The sequence below is a fragment of the Bordetella holmesii genome, assembly GCF_020735985.1.
In the GTDB taxonomy this organism is placed as follows: domain Bacteria; phylum Pseudomonadota; class Gammaproteobacteria; order Burkholderiales; family Burkholderiaceae_B; genus Bordetella; species Bordetella holmesii.
This window is the reverse complement of sequence record NZ_CP085973.1, coordinates 929,658-946,152: the sequence shown is the minus strand read 5'-3', so window position 1 is coordinate 946,152 and position 16,495 is coordinate 929,658. Positions and strand designations below refer to the sequence as shown.

The window sequence follows — 16,495 nt, the reverse complement described above, 5'->3', positions numbered from 1 at the left end:
CAAACGTTGGGGCATGGGCGCCAAACTCTGCATTCACCCCAAGCAGGTCGAGGTGGTCAATCAGGGCTTTGCGCCCAGCGAAGCCGAAGTGACCTGGGCGCGGTGGCCGTCGACGGCAAGCTGGTTGACAAGCCCATCGCCAAGCTGGCGCAAGCCATCGTGGATGAAGCCCAGGCGGCGGCTGTGCCCAGGCCGCAGGATGCGGCCCGGCCCACAGGACTCACCACTGGTATTTGAATCCCACCATCGCTCCGATGCCCGACCCCTTGCCGCTGTCTATGGGAAAGTTGTAGTCGATGGAGGTATAAAGGCTGGTGCTCTTGCCGACCTGGCCCGTGATGCCCGCGCCGACCTGCGCCCAACTGCCCCCCAGCTTGGTTTTGAGCAGCACCGGGTTCTGGCCGTCGAGAGTATTGAACTCGGTTTTCGCCTTCGCGCCGAAGTCCTGCCACAGATTGGCCCGGGCAAACGCGCTCAGATTGCGGTCAGGGCGCGAGGACAGATCCATGCTCAACTTACCACCGACCCGGCCATACAGCGCATTGCTCGGCCGGTAATCCACGCTCCCGAAGCTGTCACTGCCTCCCGTCAAGGACACATGCTGATAAATCAGCTGCGCCTGCGGAATGAAGGAGAATTTTTCGCTCAAGGCAATCGGATAACCGGTTTCCAGCGAGCCTACATAGCCCCAGCCGTCGGAGCGCAGGCGCTCGCCATCATCGGACTTGGCTTTGATCCTGCCATACCGGGTAGCCTGCGCAACCACATCGACATACCAGCCGGTACTGGCGCGGCGCGTGAAGTAGGCGCCTGCGGAGTACGCGTCCATATCGACGCGGCCGACACGGCCGCCATTGGCCTGATCGACCTTGGCCTGTGCCTGCCCCGCCCCGAAATAAACGCCTGCGATATTGCCCGCGTTGTTGTCATCCAGGCTGCGGTACAAATCCACCCCGGTCTGAAATCCGCTCAAGGTGTAATGGTAGGCGGGTCCTTTGCTGGCGAAAGCTTCGAGCCTGTCCGCAAAACCTGAACCGGCAAAATCCGTGTTGCCTCTCTGACCGAACAGCCTGCCCCATACGGCTTTGCCTGCTCCCGCGTCACCACAATTTGTGGTCATGGCGTCGACGTAGGCGCCGGATCGGTCATCGCAAGTACCCAGCATGGCCAGCCCAAAGCGGCTGGCCAAGCCCGGAGAGCTCATATACACCGGCACTTCCGGCCGATAGGGGTCTGTCGGGATAACCGGGTCGACCGGATCGACCGGAACATCCAGCGAAGAGCGCAGATACCAGTTGCCATTGGCATCCCGCACGCCATGCTGAACCAATTGGTACTCATAAGCGCCTGCCTTGACGGCCGACCCGAGGACAAAGGCGTCCACCGCCGATGCGGCCGCTCCCCCGGTCACATGCACGAGTTCGATGCCGTCGTTCGCTGTCAGCGCACCTAGTCCACCCGCATTGCTGACGAACACTCGCGTAGCGCCGCCCGAGTCGACCGTCACGCTGCCGGCCACGACTTTATCGGCCACGGAGCTGTCGTTGCCCAGCGCCACTCGGGTCAGCAACGACCCGCCATTGGACGCATAGTTGTTGCTTACGGTCAGCACGGTGCCAGGCGCGCCGCCCAGATCCACCACCCCGGCGTTGTTCATGCCGCCCACCGTCTGGGGCAGGCCCAGGAGCTTCATCATGCCGGCCGCCCCCACCGTGACGGCTGAGTTGGGACTGAATACGTTGGCCGCGCCAGCCGCCAACACGCCCTGCTTGATCTGCCTGGCTTCTCGATAGGTATTGGCCCCCGATAGCATGGTAGTGCCTGCGCCATCCTGGGTCACGCCGCCACTGCCGGAGATCACGCCGGCAAACGTGATGTCATCGGCACGGTTAAAGGCCAGGGTCCCGCTATTGGCCACATTGCCGATAATGGAACCCGTGGTGCCGCCATTGCCCAGTTGCAGCCGGCTGGCCGCGCCTATCGTGGTGCCTCCGGTATAGGTCATGTCCTTCAGAAAGGTCACATCCGCCTTATCCATCACCTGTACCTGTCCGGCACCGGCGATCATCAGCGTGGTCGCCCCATTCTGAAAACCGGTAACGGCCGAACTGGTGCGTTGCGACAGATCGCCAAACACCAGTCGATCCGCCGCGGTCACCAGATTGACGCCAATCCCGGCCACGCCCTGAGTTCCCACGGCCGTATCCAGGGCGTCGGCCGTATTGAGCACGACCGTGGATCCGCCCGTGACCGTCACCGAACCGGCAAATCCACTCTGCTGGCCGTCGATGGCCAACACCGAAGGATCGATGACCAATTGCCCAGGCCCAAACAGCGTATTGCTGGCCAGATAGCCGCCAGACGTGTCACCGGCCTGGCGCTGAGCATCCGTGACGGTCAAGGTCGCGCCATCGAGATGGACCGCCGAACCCGCCGACGTCGTCAACTTGCCCACACTTTGGTTGTAGCCCGCCAAGTCCGCGATGGCGCCGCCTTGCACCAACAGCTCGGCGGTCTTGCCAAGCACATTGGGGTTGGCCATGAGCAGCGTGCCCGTGCGTACATCGGTCACGCCGGTGTAATCGTTGTGCGTGCCGGACAATGAAATGACGTTAAAACGCCCGGACAGGGCGTCCACCGCGAGGTCGCCCACCCCGGTCACCTTGACGTCCAGATTGTTGACCAAGCCCGAGGCGCCCGACAGGTTCAGCAGCAGCGCATCGGCGCCCGTCCCTATCAGATTCAACTGGGTCAAGCCATAACCGGCGTAGAGCCCGTCATCTTGCCGGCCGGTGTGCAAACGATAGTCGTAGGTCGCCTCCGCAGCCAGCACGCCCCCCTGTAAGAGATTGGCCACTTGCGCATCGGTGATGACATTGCTGCTCTGGTCGACCAAGACCAGGTTCGCCCCTGTGCCACTTAAGGAGCCCAGGCTATTGACGAGCTTGATATCGACCCCACCGATACCTTTTTGCTGGTCGAACAAATGTGCGGTGCCGGGGGCCGTCGGGGTGTAGTTCTTGATATCGACACCAGGTGGCAACACGATGCCCACATTACCCACGCGACCGGCATGCAGCAAACCACTGGTGTCGATCGTGCTATTGGAAACGGAGGCGGAAGGTGTGGTGACATCGAAGTTGAGTGTGCCGCCATCGATGATCAATCCGCCAATCGCTTGGGACCCCTGCCCCACGTCGGTCGTGTTGCCGGCCTGCAGCACCAGGGTGGCGTTGGTCAGCGCGGCGGTATTGGCGTTGGCGCCGGAGGCGTCGCCGAGCTCAAACCGGTTCTGGCCTAACTTCACCGCACCGGCATAAGCCGAGCCCACGCCTGCGCCGAAACTGAAACTCTGCCCGCCATTGCTAGCCTGCAATGTGCCCGTTCCAGTCAGCACGTTGGTGAAGACCAAGGCACCGGTGGTGTTGAGCGTCAGCAACCCATTGCGGTCGATGAATATGCCTCCCGTACCCAGGTTCTGGGTACTCGTGGTCGCGGCCGCATCCACGGCGAGTTCACCGCCGTATACATTGACTCTCCCTTGATAATTGGCGTTGCCCCCCGTCAAGGTGGTCTTCCCGGCGTAATTACTGACGCTTTGCGTGCCCGCCGCACTACTGTTGAGCGCCGGAGAGAAGACATAATTGGCGGACGTGTGGTTGAAATTCAACTCAGCCGTGCCCGGACCAAAGACCACGGACGGCCCGTCCACGGTGCCCGGCGCGACGGGCGCCTGCCCTGCCGCGGAGCCGATATTCACCACCCCCTTGCCGGCCCCCGGGCCCAAGGAAATATCGGAGGTCACGGTGGCCTTGCCGCCATTTTGCAGCGTCAGTGTGCCCTGCCCGTTGCCGCCAAAATAAAGTATCCCGTTAACCCGCCATTCGGAACCCGCCCCGGAAACCAGGGCGCTCCCGACGGCATTGGTCGCACTGCCCACCGTACCGCCATCAATCGTAAACACTCCCCCGTTGGTGATACGCAGCGTGCCTGTGGATCCGCCCTGTGAGCCGATGATGGCCCGCGCTCCGGAGGCACGTCCGCCATCGAGGGTGAGAACACCCTGCCCGGTATAACCCACGTAATAACTACCGGTGGCGCTGGCCTGGGCGCCGTTCAACGTGAGCGTGCCCGGTCCGCCATACCCCACGTAGATGTCGACACTACTGGTTATCCTCGAGCGGTCGTTGGCGGTGACATCGCCCTTGCTGCCCTGTCCGCCGATGACGATGCCATCGGCACTGGTCAGCAGCGCATCGTCATTCAGAATGATGGTGCCCGTGCCGCCCGACGACGTCGGGGTGTTGCCGTCGCGGTACTCGCCGCCCACAAAGGTCCACGACGTGTTGACGATGCCATTGTTGTGGACTTCCAGCAGGCCCACGCCGGATCTGCCCACGACGAAGTTGTCCAGACCAACGCTGCCCCGAAACACCCCCCCGTTGACGATGACATGTCCGTTGGACCCGGCCTGTTCGCCGATTCTCACCGACCAGTTGGTGCCCGCCTGCACCTGTCCGCTATTGAGGATCAGCGTGCCCTTACCCGTGCTGCCCACATTCAGGTACTGATTGGATATCAGCGATCCGCCATTGATCGTCACAAGGCCGTTGCCATTTCCGCCCAGCCCGATGTCGATGACGTTGTAATACCCTGCGGACACGGTCGCATTATTGAGCGTCAGGCTTCCCGTGTTGTTGTCGCCGATCGATAACCCGCCGGTAGTGAGCGTCGCGCCGGTGACCACCAAAGCGCCCGTGCCTCTGGTGCTGCCCAGATTGATGGTGCTGCCCCCATACGTCCCGGAACCGGGAGCCAACACCGCAGTGCCCCCGTTGTCGACCACCACATTGCCGCTGCCATCGGGCGGGCCGACCGGCGTCCAGTTTCCTGGCGTCATCCAGTCGCCTGACCCGGGCAGGTCCCAAGTAAAGGCAGCGGCGAACGCTTCGGTTCTTGCAATGATGAGGGGGCTGGAGACCAGCGCCGCTATTAAGGCTCTGCGGGCAGGAGTAAATCGGCCTAGACTGGAACGCATAACTCACCTCCGTGGTTACCGCCTGTACAGCCATTGTGTGTGAGACAACCAAAATTTCTTTGACGCTGCCGCTTGCGTTAACCACTCAACTGCCATGAGGTTGTCGTGGCACTGCCAGTATCCGTTAGCAACGCGCTGAGCGATTTAGCCTAGCAGTTAACCCGCGATGAGAGCTACTATTATTTATATGTTGCAAAATCGGCACATACCGAATAATAAATAGCAACTGATACAGATATTACGCATGACGCTGCGCCTGCCCCGCGCATTTTTCGCGGCAGGAGGCAGGCAGGCTCAGGTATCCACGGAAGCAGCACCGCGCCTTGGCCGCCGCGACACCGCAAAGTGCCTGGCGCCCGCCCATATGGTATGGATGCGCAAATACCTGCGCTCAGTCGCACCTCAACGGACTACAGCGGCCGCCTGAACAGAAGCGGTTTCTGCCCAAGCGGCCCTACCGTGACCGCACCTGAAGTGGCCGCAGCCTTATGCCAGCGGAGGTATTGTTTTGATGGCCTGCTGGCTAGAAGGTAGCCCGCAGCGCCAGGCGGAACGTGCGCGGCTGGCCCTGGAAACTCCAGTAATTCGGATTACCAACGGATTGGTAGTATTCCCTGTCGAACAGGTTATCTACGTTGAACTGCACCGTCAGGTTCTTATTGACCTCATAGATCGCGTGCAATCCAATCAGGGCATAAGGCGACTGCGAAATACGATACTCGTCCTCATTGGCGCCGCTGACGTTGTAAATGCCGCTCTGCGCATACACCGAACCGCCAATGCGCAGTTGATTCCAGCGCTGGGGCAAGCGGTAATCGGTGGACACTTTCAACAAATGCCGCGGGTAGGTCGTGGCAAACGCCTGCCCTGACTGCGGGCCCTGGGCATATTTCGACTGTGTGTAGGTATACCCGAAACTCACATGCCAGGCCGGAGTGAGCGCACCGTTGATCTCAAAATCTACGCCCCGATTGCGCACTTTCTCCGCAGCCCTATAGCAATAGAAAACCCCAGGCGGGCACAGATTACTGTTCTCGATCAAGTCCGCCCGGCCTTTCTGGTCCGTTTGGAAAACCGCCAGTGCGGCATTGATCCGTTTCTCCAGAAACTCCCCTTTCAAGCCAACTTCATAATTCTGCCCAGTCATCGGCTTGAGCACTTCATTGTCCACGCCGATGTTTTCCTGCGGTTTGAAGATCTCGGTGTAGCTCGCGTAGGCAGAAATGTCCTCATTCAGATCCTGCACCACACCCGCATAAGGCGTGATTTTTCCGCTCTGCTTATAACGGCTTTCGGTACGCACCGTCGTCTGGGCATATCGGTCGAAATCGAACCAGCTCATGCGCGCGCCGACGACCAAGGTCGTGCCTTGCGCCAGGCTGAAGCGCCCGGCGGTATAAATGCCTTGCTGTTTCTGCGTGATGTTGTAATGCCACATATCCGCATCCAGGCCGGTCGGCGCCGGCGGGTCAAAAGCCCCGAGGTTGTTCATATCAACCAGATAGCGGTAACTGACGTCACGTCCGCCGTGGTAACTGAAGTCGTCCTTGCGCGTCGACGCGCCGATGACCAGCTCGTGCTGACGCCCCAGCAACTGGAAGGGACCCGATGCATAAGCATCCAGCCCCCATTGCGTGTCATCATACTGAAACAAGCGCGGATTCAGGGTGAACAGATCGCCGGTGGTGCGTTGCGTGTAATTGCCCAGAAAATCAGACTTGGCAGACAGCCAGTTGCCAGCCAGCGTCAGTTTCCAGCCATTGTCCAGCTCATGCTTGATATCGGCGAACAGATTGATATTGCGCTTGTCCAGATAGTTCCACCTGCCGACCAGGGAAGTCTTGCGTGTCATCGGGTAGAAGGAACCGTCGGCGCGCGTAGGCAGGCCGGACCAGTCGTAGCCCTGGTTGCGATCCTTCTGGTAGCTCAGGCCCGCGGTGACGGTGGTCGCCGGCGTGACATCGCCTTCCAGAATGCCGTAGAAAAGCTGATTCTCCTTGCCCGCATATGATCGATGAAACTACCCGCATTGGTGTAGGCCATCACGGCGCGGCCACGCAAAGTCTTGGACGCGTTCAAGGGCGAAGAGACATCCAGCATTGTCCGATAATCGTCCCAGGAACCTGCGGAGACGGTCACGATCCCCTGGCTTTCCATGCCAGGCCGCTTGCGGATCAGGTTAATGGCTGCGGCCGGGTTCCCGGCGCCTTCAAGCAAACCCGTGGCGCCGCGCACCACCTCGACCCGATCGTAGATTTCGGTGGTGGGCTTGTTGATGGCATCGAACGAGTAGGCATTGCTGATATTGGTAGCCAAGCCATCGATCTGCAGATTGTCGACCAACTGCCCGCGTGCCTGATAGACCGAGCGCTCCGATCCGTTCTGGATGACCGAAATGCCGGTGGTGGCCTGCAACACATCATCGAGGTTCTGCATGGCCTGGTCATCCATGCGCTGACGCGTCACCACCGTGACCGATTGCGGCGTTTCACGTTGCGACAGCAGCAGGCGGGTCGCACTGCTACTGGCCGGTACCACATAGCTGCCGCTAGAGTCCGTCCGTGCCTGCGCCGAGACGGCAACGGGCGCCAGGGTCGTTGCCTGTACATCCACGCGCCGCAGGGTCAGCGTGCCATCGGCCACTCGCGCAGGCTCCAATCCGCTACCGGCCAAGGCTGCGCGCAACGCCGCGTCGACGGTGTACACGCCGCGCACCGCGGGTGCGTGCAGGCCGCGCACCAACTGCGGGTCATAGGACACGACGATCTTGCCCAGCCGCGCGATTTCCGTCAGCGTGGTGTCCAGGCTCGCGGCAGGCAGTGCAAATGCCAGCGGCGCCGATGACTGGGCATGAACGGGCTGAGACAGGCTGACGGCCGCTAGGGCCACCACCAAGCTCAGGGCGGAAGGAACAGGTAACACGCGCATGAGGATCTCCGATACGTTGCGCACAGCGATATGGAGATATGTGCCGCGAGACCCGAAAAGTGACAGTGGCTTTGAGAAAAACTCAGGCCGCGCGCACGTCGATCACGGTTAGCCAACGCGTATAACGGCTGACGGTGATGGGCAAGGTGTGTTCCAGCGCACTCAGGGCACGATCAGCGTCATCCAAAGGATAAAGTCCGGAGACCGCAAGCGTGGCAGCCTGCGGACTCACCCGCAACAAGCCCGTCCGATAACGTTCCAGCGCCGCGACCACCGTCCCCAAGGGCTGATCGCGCACCTTGAGCCAGCCCTCTTGCCAGGCGGCGGCATATTCCATGGGCTGAGGCCGATCGGCCCAGGTTTGCCCGAAACGCGTGCCCTCGCCGGCGTCCAGCATGACCGGCTCGCCGGCACGCGGCAAGACCTCGATGCGGCTTTGCAAGGCCACCGCCAGGCTGGACTGCCGCTCCAGACGCACCATGCAACTGGCGCCGGCGCTACGCACCTGCCCGTGCGGCGTCAACACCTCAAACAAGGCCAAGGGGTCCTCACGCGGCTGGAGCAGCAGCGCCCCCTCCAACAGCCGTATGCTGTGTTGCCGCCCCGCAAAGGCCAGATCCACCCGGCTGCGTGCGTCCAACGTCAGCATGCTGCCATCCGGCAATGTGAAGGACCGGCGTTCTCCCGTGGCAGTGCCCAGATCGGCCAGCACATTGCCCAAGGGGGTGACGTGATCCGTGGCCCAGGCACCCACTGCCGCGGCGCCCACCAGGCCCGCCGCATTCAGCAGAATCCGGCGCCGAGCGGGACGTTCCAAGGTGCTGCGCAACGCGTGGTACTCGGTTTTCATCACCGACTCCAGGCGCCCGACCGACTGATTCAACCCCTGCTGCAAGCGGCCCCAGGCGCGCTCATGCGCGGGATCCGCGGCACGCCAGACGGCGCAGGCATGCCGGTCAGCATCGGTCGCCTCGCCCGACGTCAGCGTCATCCAGAAAGCAATCGCTCTGTCGCCGGGTTCTGCTGCGGCCTGGTCACGCTTCACGTCGATTCCGCCAGCGCATAGCAGCGCGCCAGCGCCTGCGCGATGTACTGCCGCACCATGCTTACCGACACTCCCAGCGAGGCCGCGATCTCCTTGTGCGTCAAACCATCGAGCTGGCTGTACAGAAAGGCCGCGCGCGCCTTGAAGGACAAGCCATCGAGAATCTGGTCGACCTGCTGCAGTGTCTGCAGCGCGCTGAGTTGCTCCTGAGGGGAAGGCGCGAGAGCCTCCCCCTGCGCAAACAGGCTTTCGAGCCAGGCGGCTTCGAGTTCCCGGCGGCGCCACAACTTCCAGACCAGGCGCTTGGCAATTGTGATGATGAGCGCCCTCGGTTCGCGCACAGAAGCCAGCCGCGGCGTCTGAATCAATTGCACGAAGGTATCGCCGGCGATGTCCTCAGCATCCTCGATGTTGCGCAACCGGGTATAAAGCCTGCCCAACAACCAGGCCCGGTCTTCGGTATGGATGCGAACCAGAAGTTGCTGGTCCGATAAAAGAGTAGACGGCGAAAGCATGGCGGCGCGGACCGATCTTCCATCAGGAATGGGAATCGATCGCATTCTATATCAGACGGGCACGTGCGGGCACGCGCTGCGGCGCGGCGGCGTAAGGCATGGAAGACTGCCCGACGCTAGACCCGCCCCCCCCCCCAGGCACGAATTGACAGGCATGCAACGGCTCGGGACAACCTGCCCGCTCCCGTCATTTATTTCTGGAACGCTCTTGCAAGCGCCGACTCAAGCATTGAAGCAGCCAGGCCCGCCCCTGCTGGCCGAGCTCGAAGCCATCGACAAGGCTCTGCACCCACTCCCTGAACTGCCCATGCAGGACCTGTGCAGCGCCGCGATCCTTGCCCGGGCAATGCCGCGTTACGGTTACAAGCTGCTCCCCCATATCGGCGTGGCAGGCGTGGTAAGCCTCATGAAAAACGGCACTGGACCAGCGGGCATGTTGCGCGCCCTCAACGCCTGCTTGTGTCCGGCACCATGAGCGCGCACGAATTCGCCCTCGCGGCCTTGAATCAGCGCGGTCTGTTTATCGTGCTTGATCTCGCGGGGACGTTTGCTTTTGCGATCAGCGGCGCGGTGGCGGCCCGAAATCGCGGCCTGGATTGGTTTGGCGTCATGGTCATCGCCTTCTCCGTGGCTTGCGGCGGCGGCATCGTGCGTGACCTGTGCATCGGAGCGGTCCCTCCGGCCGGCCTGACAGACTGGCGCAACCTGACCGTGGCCATGGCGGCCGCTGTCATGACGACCGCCGCAGGCTCTCTGGTGGCCCGCTTGGCGCACCCGGTAACCTTATTCGATTCCCTGGGGCTGGGCTAGTTTGCGGTCACGGGAGCGCAGAAAGCGCTGTTCTATGGACACAACGCCGAGGCCGCCGTGTTGCTCGGGGTCCTTACCGCAGTGGGCGGAGGCGTGGTGCGTGACGTGCTGCTAAACCGCGTACCGGTCATTTTCCAACGCGAAATCTACGCCTCTGCCGCATTGGTCGGCGCGCTCATCGAGGTGGTGGGAGAACGCCTTGGATGGATGTCGAGCGCGCGAACCAGGTTCGCGCTGTTTGTTTCGCCCTCCGGTATCTGTCGCTACGCTGCAAATGGAACTTGCCGCGCTGACCTGCTCCCCGTGATTAGTACGAAATCGATGTAGAGTCCGTTCCCAAAGGAATGGCAATGAAGAAACGATTTACGGAAGAGCAAATCATCGGCGTGCTCAAGGAAGCCGATGCAGGTGCCAAGCCCGCAGAGTTGTGCCGCAAGCACGGAATCTCCGAGGCAACGTACTACAACTGGAAGGCGAAGTTCGGTGGCATGACGGTGTCGGACGCTCAGAGGCTCAAGGAGCTGGAGCAGGAGAACAACAAGCTCAAGAAGCTGTTGGCCGAGTCGATGCTGGACAAGGCGGCGCTTCAGGATCTGCTAAGCCGAAAGTAGTCAGCCCGCAGGCCAAACGCGAGGCGGTCAGGACATTAATGACCGAGCGCAGCATGGGTGTTACCCGGGCCTGTGGGCTGGTAGGAATTTCGCGGTCGCTGTTTGCCTACGAGAGCACACGCTCAGGCGATGCTGCGCTGACCGAGCGCATGAAAGAGATGGCAGTGGCGAAACGACGCTACGGCTATCGGAGGATCCATGTGCTCTTACGTCGCGAAGGCTGGCAAGCAAATCACAAGCGAATCTGGCGGCTGTACAGTCTGGCAGGGTTAAGCGTGCGAAAACGAAAGCGTAAGCGAATCGCGGCGACCGAGCGCGTGGTTCGCCTAGCGGCAATCGCGCCGAATCAGAGTTGGTCAATGGACTTTGTGGCCGACGGCCTAGCCTATGGCCGCCGATTCCGCTGTTTGACTATCGTCGATGACTACACTCGCGAATGCCTGGCCATCGAGGTCGATACGTCGTTGCCGGGACTGCGTGTTGCCATGGTGCTGCAACGGCTGGCGGAGATGCGTGGCCTGCCGCGATCTATTACCGTGGACAACGGGCCAGAGTTCGCCGGAAGAGCCTTGGACGCCTGGGCCTACCAAGCAGGCGTAAAGCTGTCGTTTATTCGGCCGGGTAAGCCGGTGGAGAACGCTTATATCGAAAGTTTCAACGGCAAGTTCCGCGACGAATGCCTTAACGAGCACTGGTTCTTGTCCCTGCGACAGGCTAAAAGCTTGATCGAAAACTGGCGAGTCGAGTACAACACCGATCGGCCTCACAGCGCGCTCGGATATTTAACGCCGGCGCAATTCGTGCAGGCTCATCAGAAAGAAGGTCTTTTACCCCTGGGCTCTATGTCGGTGCCGTACTAAATCTGGGGGCAGGTCAGCGCGCCTCCGACTACGGAAAAAACATAGCGACTGATCCCGTCGCCACGTAAAGAGCAATAGCTCGGTTGGCATTCGGTGTTGCGCGCGCGGTGAGATATCCCGCCGTAGAATACCTACAGAGCATCGCCGCACTCAGGGAGCGCGATCATGACCCGCCCAAGTTTGCGCGCAAGCCTTTGGCGACTGGCGCAAGGCCACAGACACGGCGTTCGCGACTCAGACCATCGTTTGTTCCTGAGCGCTGCCCAACCCCTGTCGTCGAGCCGGAACGCTAGCGCGAACCATCGCCACGCCATGGGCCCGACGACAGCTTCACCGCCAAACACGGGAGATCAACATGAGCCAGAAAGTTCTAATCACCGCAGCCGCATCCGGCATCGGGCTTGAAATTGCCCGGGCTTACGTCGCGGCGGGCGCCACCGTCTTCATCACCGACATCAATCAGCAGGCGATCGACGCTGCCCAACGGGAAGTCCCCGGCCTGCTGGCAACGCTGTGCGACAACGCCAAACTCGCCGACATCGAGAAAATGATCCCGGCTGCCATCAAGGCCCTGGGAGGCCTGGATGTGCTCGTCAACAACGCGGGCATCGCCGGGCCGACCGCGACGGTCGAAGACGTAGACCCCGCTAAATGGGAGCAAGTCATTGCCGTGGATCTGATCGGCACCTTCAATGTCACCCGCTTGGCCATCCCGCACCTCAAACAGCAGCCAACGGCCAGCATCCTCATCATGTCGTCGTTGGGAGGGTGATTCGGTTACCCCAACCGCAGCCCTTACGGCGTGGCCAAGGCCGGCCTGATCTCCCTTGCGCAGACACTGGCCATCGAACTGGGCAACGACAACATCCGCGTCAACGCCATCGCTCCCGGCGCCGTGGGAGGCCAGCGCATCGAAAATGTGCTGCAAGGCCGGGCAAGCGCCAATGGCAAAACGGTCGAAGACGAACGTGCCTCCATGCTCAGCATCCAGTCGATCAAAAGCTTTGTCGACCCCAAAGACATCGCCGCGCTCTGCGTCTTTTTGAGTTCCGACGCAGGCAAGTCCATCACCGGGCAGGTGATTCCCATCGATAACGGCGCACTCAAAGCCGCGTAAATGCGCCAAGGCGCCGCCCAGAAGGCGGGCAACAAAAAACCCGCGTCTCTAAGAGAATCGCGGGTTTTTGCAATTGCGTACTGCTAAGTATTCTTGGTGCCGACGGCGAGACTCGAACTCGCACAGCTTTCGCCACTACCCCCTCAAGATAGCGTGTCTACCAATTTCACCACGTCGGCCAAAACTTCCGTCCTGGCTCGCAAACAAAATACATTCACGTCCTAGGAAGTCGGGCATTCTAGCACGGTTTTTTTAGCTCGCAAAACAGCAAGCCCCAGACCGTCTGCGCTGCCTATTGGATCAGCCTGCCGCCATCGACCACAAGCTCAGCACCAGTGATCATACGGGCATCCGAGGAGCCCAGAAAGGCTACGGATGCAGCGACGTCCTCTGCCGTGACGATGGTCTGCATAGGATTCATGGCCCGAACCGCCGCCCGCGCCGCCTCTTGTCCGCCGAACTGCGCGGCCAGCTTCTCGGCGATGAGCGCCGTCCATACATACCCCGGGTGCACGACATTGACACGGATGCGGTAGCCCGCCCGGGCAGCACTCAACGCAGCCTGTTGCGTGAGATTGCGCAACGCGCTCTTGCTCGTGCCATAAGCGCCGCCCGTCGCCGAACCCACAAAACCGGCGATGGACCCCATGTTGACGATGGCTCCCCCGTCGGGCTGCTGTTTCATGACGCGCATGGCAGCCTGCACCCCATGAAAAACACCGTCCACATTGATCGCGAACAGGCGTTCCCACTCCGCAACATCGATGTCCTCGAAACTGACCGACTCCGAAGAAACGCCCCCCGCATTGTTGACCACCACATCAAGGCGGCCGTGAAGGTCGAGCACCGCCTGCAGGGCATCTGCCCAACTCCCGGGCTTGGTGACGTCCAGCGGCACCCTATGGAGAGGGTCGTCGCCCGCGCGTCGCTCTCCAGAACGCACGGCAATATCGCCCAATACGACCGAGGCCCCCTCGTCGGCCAACCGCCGGGCGATGGCCTGCCCCATATCGCCCAGGCCTCCCGAAATGAATACTACCTTCCCTTCGTAACGCTGCATGCTCAATCCTTATTGGGCCGACATTCCGGCTTCTTTCATGATGGGTGTCCAGCGGCTGATTTCGCTATCGATATAAGCAGCGAACTCATCCGGCGACGAGGTTTTGACAAGCACCCCTTGCCCGGTGAACTTGGCGGCCACCTCGGGATCGGTAATGGCGGCGACGATGGCATCGTGCAGTTTGGCCACGACCGGCTCAGGCGTTCCCGCCTTGACGGCCACTCCCCACCAGAACGTCGGCACGATAGAGGCGTAGCCCAGTTCTTTCAACGTGGGGACCTCCGGAAAGAGTGCGGAACGCGCCTCCGACCCGATGGCCAGGGCCCTCAGCTTGCCTGCCTTGGCATATACGCCCGACGTCGGAATAGCGTCGTACATGAAATCCACCTGACCGCTGATGACATCGGCCAACCCCGGCGTGGAGCCGCGGTAGGCCACGTGCGTCATGGGAGCACCGATCTTGGCTGACAACAGCGTACCGAACAACTGCCCACCCGTCCCCACGCCCTGCGAGGCATAAGCCAGCGTCTGCTTGCCTGCCGCGTCCACCAGGGCGGGAAAGTCGTGATACGACCGATTGTTGGGCACCACCACGAGGGCGGGAGACTCGATCAGTTGCGTGACAGGTCGCAGGTCGCGACGCGGGTCATAACTGAGCTTGGAAAACAGGCCCATATTGGTCGCCAAAGAGGGCACGTCACCGAAAAAATCTGATAACCATCGGCGGGCGATTGCTTGAGATAGTTCATCGCGATCTGCGCGGCTCCCCCTGGCCGATTCTCGACTACCACGGGCTGCCTCAGGCTTTTGGCCATCCTGGCCCCCACCTCGCGCGCGAGTTGATCCGTCAGGCCTCCGGCGGCGTAAGGCACTACCGCGGTAATCGGTTTGGACGGAAACACTTCGGCATGACAGGCCGAACCCAGTGTCAGAGCCAAAAGCGCACCCAACCAGACAGGTTTCATTTTCATTGTCTTCTCCAATTTTTTGTCGTGTGTAGGACTTATTCTGTGGCGACCGTATTGCGCAGTACGCCGATGCGGTCGACCTCGATTTCCACCACGTCTCCTTGGCGCATGAACACTGGCGGCTGGCGCTTGGCACCCACGCCTCCGGGCGTGCCGGTGACGATGACATCACCCACCGCCAAAGGCGTGAACGTCGACAGATGGGCAATCTGCCGCGCGAAGGAATGGATGAGCAGATCGGTCGTGGTGCGCTGCATCTCCTGGCCATTGAGCCGGGTGACCAAGGTCATCGGCGAGCCGAACGGTATTTCGTCGGCCGTGACCAGCCAGGGACCAAAGCCGCCTGTGCGCCAGAAATTCTTGCCGGCGGTCCATTGCGAGGTGGCGGTTTGCCAGTCGCGAATGCTGCCATCGTTGTAGCAGGCATAGCCGGCGATGTAATCGCCGGCATCCGCTTCGGCGATTCGCCGGCCGGCCTTGCCGATAACGATGGCAATTTCACCTTCGTAATCGAGCCGTGACGACTCCGCAGGCAAGACGATGGCTTCCCCATGCGCGACCTGCGAATCTGCCACGCGCATGAAAATGGTGGGATGCTCGGTCGACTGGCGGCCGGTCTCCTTGACGTGGTCGGCATAGTTCAGACCTACGCAGAAAATCTGCCCGGGATTGGGAATGACGGGCAACAACCGCAGTCCGGCCAACTCCCGCCGCGGCGCCCCGACATCTGCCGGCAGACCTGCGGCCAGAAAGGTCTTTAGATCAGGGGCCTGGGCTCCGTAGTGGGCGCCGAGATCCAGAACATACTGGTCCTGCAACACGCCATAGGAGGCCTGGCTATCAAAGAGGAAGCTGATGAGTTTCATAGTGCAAAGGTCTCGGGTCAAAAAAAATCAAGGTTGGCGCCGGTCGGCGAGCATGCGCAGATGCATGGCCTGCTGCCATTCCGTGCGTGGCTGAAAACCCGGCCGATCGCGCGCGATGCGTTCGGCCAGCGTCATGATGCTGGCGTCGTCCAGGGTCAGATCCACCGGCTGACGCAGGGGCTGCTCGCAGTACCACGGTGTATCCATGAACACCTCAAGACGATTGCCCTCGGGGTCGCGGCAATAGAAAGACACCGAATTGCCATGCGTGACGGCCTGCATGTCGGCCACGCCAGCGGCCAGCAGGCGCGCATGAAAATGCCGCAAGCCCGGCAGGTCCGGAACACGAAAAGACACCTGATTGATCACATTGAACGGCACCGCATCGGGGCGCCCTGACACCAACACGATCTGATGGTGCTCGGCCGGATCACGGCTCAGGAACACCAATTGCGCCTGCCCCATCGTCCCTTTGTCGGTCACGGTAAAGCCCAGGGCCTGCTGGTAGAATCGGGTCATCGCCGCGAGGTCGATGACGTAAAAGCCCATGTGGCTGAAGGCGAGCGCAGGACCCTCTTCCCAGGTCATAGAATTCATTTTTTATCGCCATTTGATAAATCGACGATAAATGGTGTCTGCCCTGAAAAAATTCGTCAATTATCTTATAGTGATAATTT

At 61.1% G+C, this 16,495-nt stretch carries 14 protein-coding genes, 1 tRNA gene and 1 pseudogene; 5 read left to right on the top strand and 11 right to left on the bottom strand.

What is annotated here, in order from left to right:
• Window positions 1-220: 220 nt before the first annotated feature.
• From LK440_RS04430 to LK440_RS04410, 5 genes are all read right to left on the bottom strand, one after another.
• Complete coding sequence (locus tag LK440_RS04430; RefSeq protein WP_005014902.1) at window positions 221-4,900, bottom strand: autotransporter outer membrane beta-barrel domain-containing protein; 4,680 nt, start codon at window positions 4,898-4,900, stop codon at window positions 221-223.
• 661 nt (window positions 4,901-5,561) lie between these two features.
• Window positions 5,562-6,968, bottom strand: coding sequence for a TonB-dependent siderophore receptor (locus LK440_RS04425; RefSeq protein WP_227944821.1), 1,407 nt, complete (start codon window positions 6,966-6,968; stop codon window positions 5,562-5,564).
• Entirely contained in the window at window positions 6,965-7,966 is a 1,002-nt protein-coding gene (locus tag LK440_RS04420) for a TonB-dependent siderophore receptor (RefSeq protein ID WP_227944778.1), read from the bottom strand. Before LK440_RS04420 ends, LK440_RS04425 begins: the two co-directional genes overlap by 4 nt.
• Window positions 7,967-8,048: 82 nt before the next feature.
• A complete protein-coding gene (locus LK440_RS04415) occupies window positions 8,049-9,011 on the bottom strand; it encodes a FecR domain-containing protein (protein ID WP_005014904.1) in 963 nt (320 codons plus the stop codon).
• Entirely contained in the window at window positions 9,008-9,526 is a 519-nt protein-coding gene (locus LK440_RS04410; protein WP_005014906.1) for a sigma-70 family RNA polymerase sigma factor, read from the bottom strand. The genes LK440_RS04415 and LK440_RS04410 overlap by 4 nt, the downstream gene beginning before the upstream one ends.
• Window positions 9,527-9,734: 208 nt before the next feature.
• On the opposite strand from LK440_RS04410, the gene LK440_RS04405 reads away from it, so the two are divergent.
• The 5 genes and pseudogenes from LK440_RS04405 (at window position 9,735) to LK440_RS04390 (ending at window position 12,924) form a co-directional block, all read left to right on the top strand.
• Window positions 9,735-10,001 (top strand): amidohydrolase, encoded by a 267-nt coding sequence (locus tag LK440_RS04405; protein WP_227944777.1) that lies wholly within the window; start codon window positions 9,735-9,737, stop codon window positions 9,999-10,001.
• Entirely contained in the window at window positions 9,998-10,336 is a 339-nt protein-coding gene (locus LK440_RS18070) for a trimeric intracellular cation channel family protein (protein ID WP_017685860.1), read from the top strand. The genes LK440_RS04405 and LK440_RS18070 overlap by 4 nt, the downstream gene beginning before the upstream one ends.
• Window positions 10,337-10,393: 57 nt before the next feature.
• A complete protein-coding gene (locus tag LK440_RS18065) occupies window positions 10,394-10,663 on the top strand; it encodes a trimeric intracellular cation channel family protein (protein WP_370510756.1) in 270 nt (89 codons plus the stop codon).
• Window positions 10,664-10,686: 23 nt separating this feature from the next.
• Window positions 10,687-11,807 (top strand): IS3 family transposase gene (locus tag LK440_RS04395; RefSeq protein ID WP_370510769.1). Its coding sequence is split into 2 segments (ribosomal slippage): window positions 10,687-10,939 and window positions 10,939-11,807, totalling 1,122 coding nucleotides; the frame shifts between segments, so codons are not numbered across the junction.
• A 355-nt stretch (window positions 11,808-12,162) separates the two neighbouring features.
• Window positions 12,163-12,924, top strand: a pseudogene (locus tag LK440_RS04390) (SDR family oxidoreductase).
• 94 nt (window positions 12,925-13,018) lie between these two features.
• On the opposite strand, the gene LK440_RS04385 reads toward LK440_RS04390, so the two are convergent.
• The 6 genes from LK440_RS04385 to LK440_RS04365 form a co-directional block, all read right to left on the bottom strand.
• Window positions 13,019-13,103, bottom strand: a tRNA-Leu gene (locus LK440_RS04385).
• 113 nt (window positions 13,104-13,216) lie between these two features.
• Window positions 13,217-13,984, bottom strand: a complete 768-nt coding sequence (locus tag LK440_RS04380; RefSeq protein ID WP_005014910.1) for an SDR family NAD(P)-dependent oxidoreductase — start codon at window positions 13,982-13,984, stop codon at window positions 13,217-13,219.
• A gap of 9 nt (window positions 13,985-13,993) precedes the next feature.
• On the bottom strand, window positions 13,994-14,659 hold the full coding sequence (locus LK440_RS04375; protein ID WP_005014912.1) for a Bug family tripartite tricarboxylate transporter substrate binding protein: 666 nt from the start codon (window positions 14,657-14,659) through the stop codon (window positions 13,994-13,996).
• Window positions 14,596-14,799, bottom strand: coding sequence for a tripartite tricarboxylate transporter substrate-binding protein (locus LK440_RS18060; protein ID WP_080601044.1), 204 nt, complete (start codon window positions 14,797-14,799; stop codon window positions 14,596-14,598). The genes LK440_RS04375 and LK440_RS18060 overlap by 64 nt, the downstream gene beginning before the upstream one ends.
• Window positions 14,800-14,987: 188 nt before the next feature.
• Window positions 14,988-15,818 (bottom strand): fumarylacetoacetate hydrolase family protein, encoded by an 831-nt coding sequence (locus LK440_RS04370; RefSeq protein WP_005014913.1) that lies wholly within the window; start codon window positions 15,816-15,818, stop codon window positions 14,988-14,990.
• 27 nt (window positions 15,819-15,845) lie between these two features.
• Complete coding sequence (locus LK440_RS04365; RefSeq protein WP_005014916.1) at window positions 15,846-16,406, bottom strand: VOC family protein; 561 nt, start codon at window positions 16,404-16,406, stop codon at window positions 15,846-15,848.
• Window positions 16,407-16,495 lie beyond the last annotated feature (89 nt).

Coding starts and splice junctions, on each gene's coding strand:
- LK440_RS04430 (WP_005014902.1), bottom strand. CDS start 4,900: ATGACGCCAGGAAACTGGACGCCGGTCGGCCCGCCCGATGGCAGCGGC.
- LK440_RS04420 (WP_227944778.1), bottom strand. CDS start 7,966: ATGCGCGTGTTACCTGTTCCTTCCGCCCTGAGCTTGGTGGTGGCCCTA.
- LK440_RS04410 (WP_005014906.1), bottom strand. CDS start 9,526: ATGCTTTCGCCGTCTACTCTTTTATCGGACCAGCAACTTCTGGTTCGC.
- LK440_RS18070 (WP_017685860.1), top strand. CDS start 9,998: ATGAGCGCGCACGAATTCGCCCTCGCGGCCTTGAATCAGCGCGGTCTG.
- LK440_RS04380 (WP_005014910.1), bottom strand. CDS start 13,984: ATGCAGCGTTACGAAGGGAAGGTAGTATTCATTTCGGGAGGCCTGGGC.
- LK440_RS04375 (WP_005014912.1), bottom strand. CDS start 14,659: ATGGGCCTGTTTTCCAAGCTCAGTTATGACCCGCGTCGCGACCTGCGA.
- LK440_RS18060 (WP_080601044.1), bottom strand. CDS start 14,799: ATGGCCAAAAGCCTGAGGCAGCCCGTGGTAGTCGAGAATCGGCCAGGG.
- LK440_RS04370 (WP_005014913.1), bottom strand. CDS start 15,818: ATGAAACTCATCAGCTTCCTCTTTGATAGCCAGGCCTCCTATGGCGTG.
- LK440_RS04365 (WP_005014916.1), bottom strand. CDS start 16,406: ATGACCTGGGAAGAGGGTCCTGCGCTCGCCTTCAGCCACATGGGCTTT.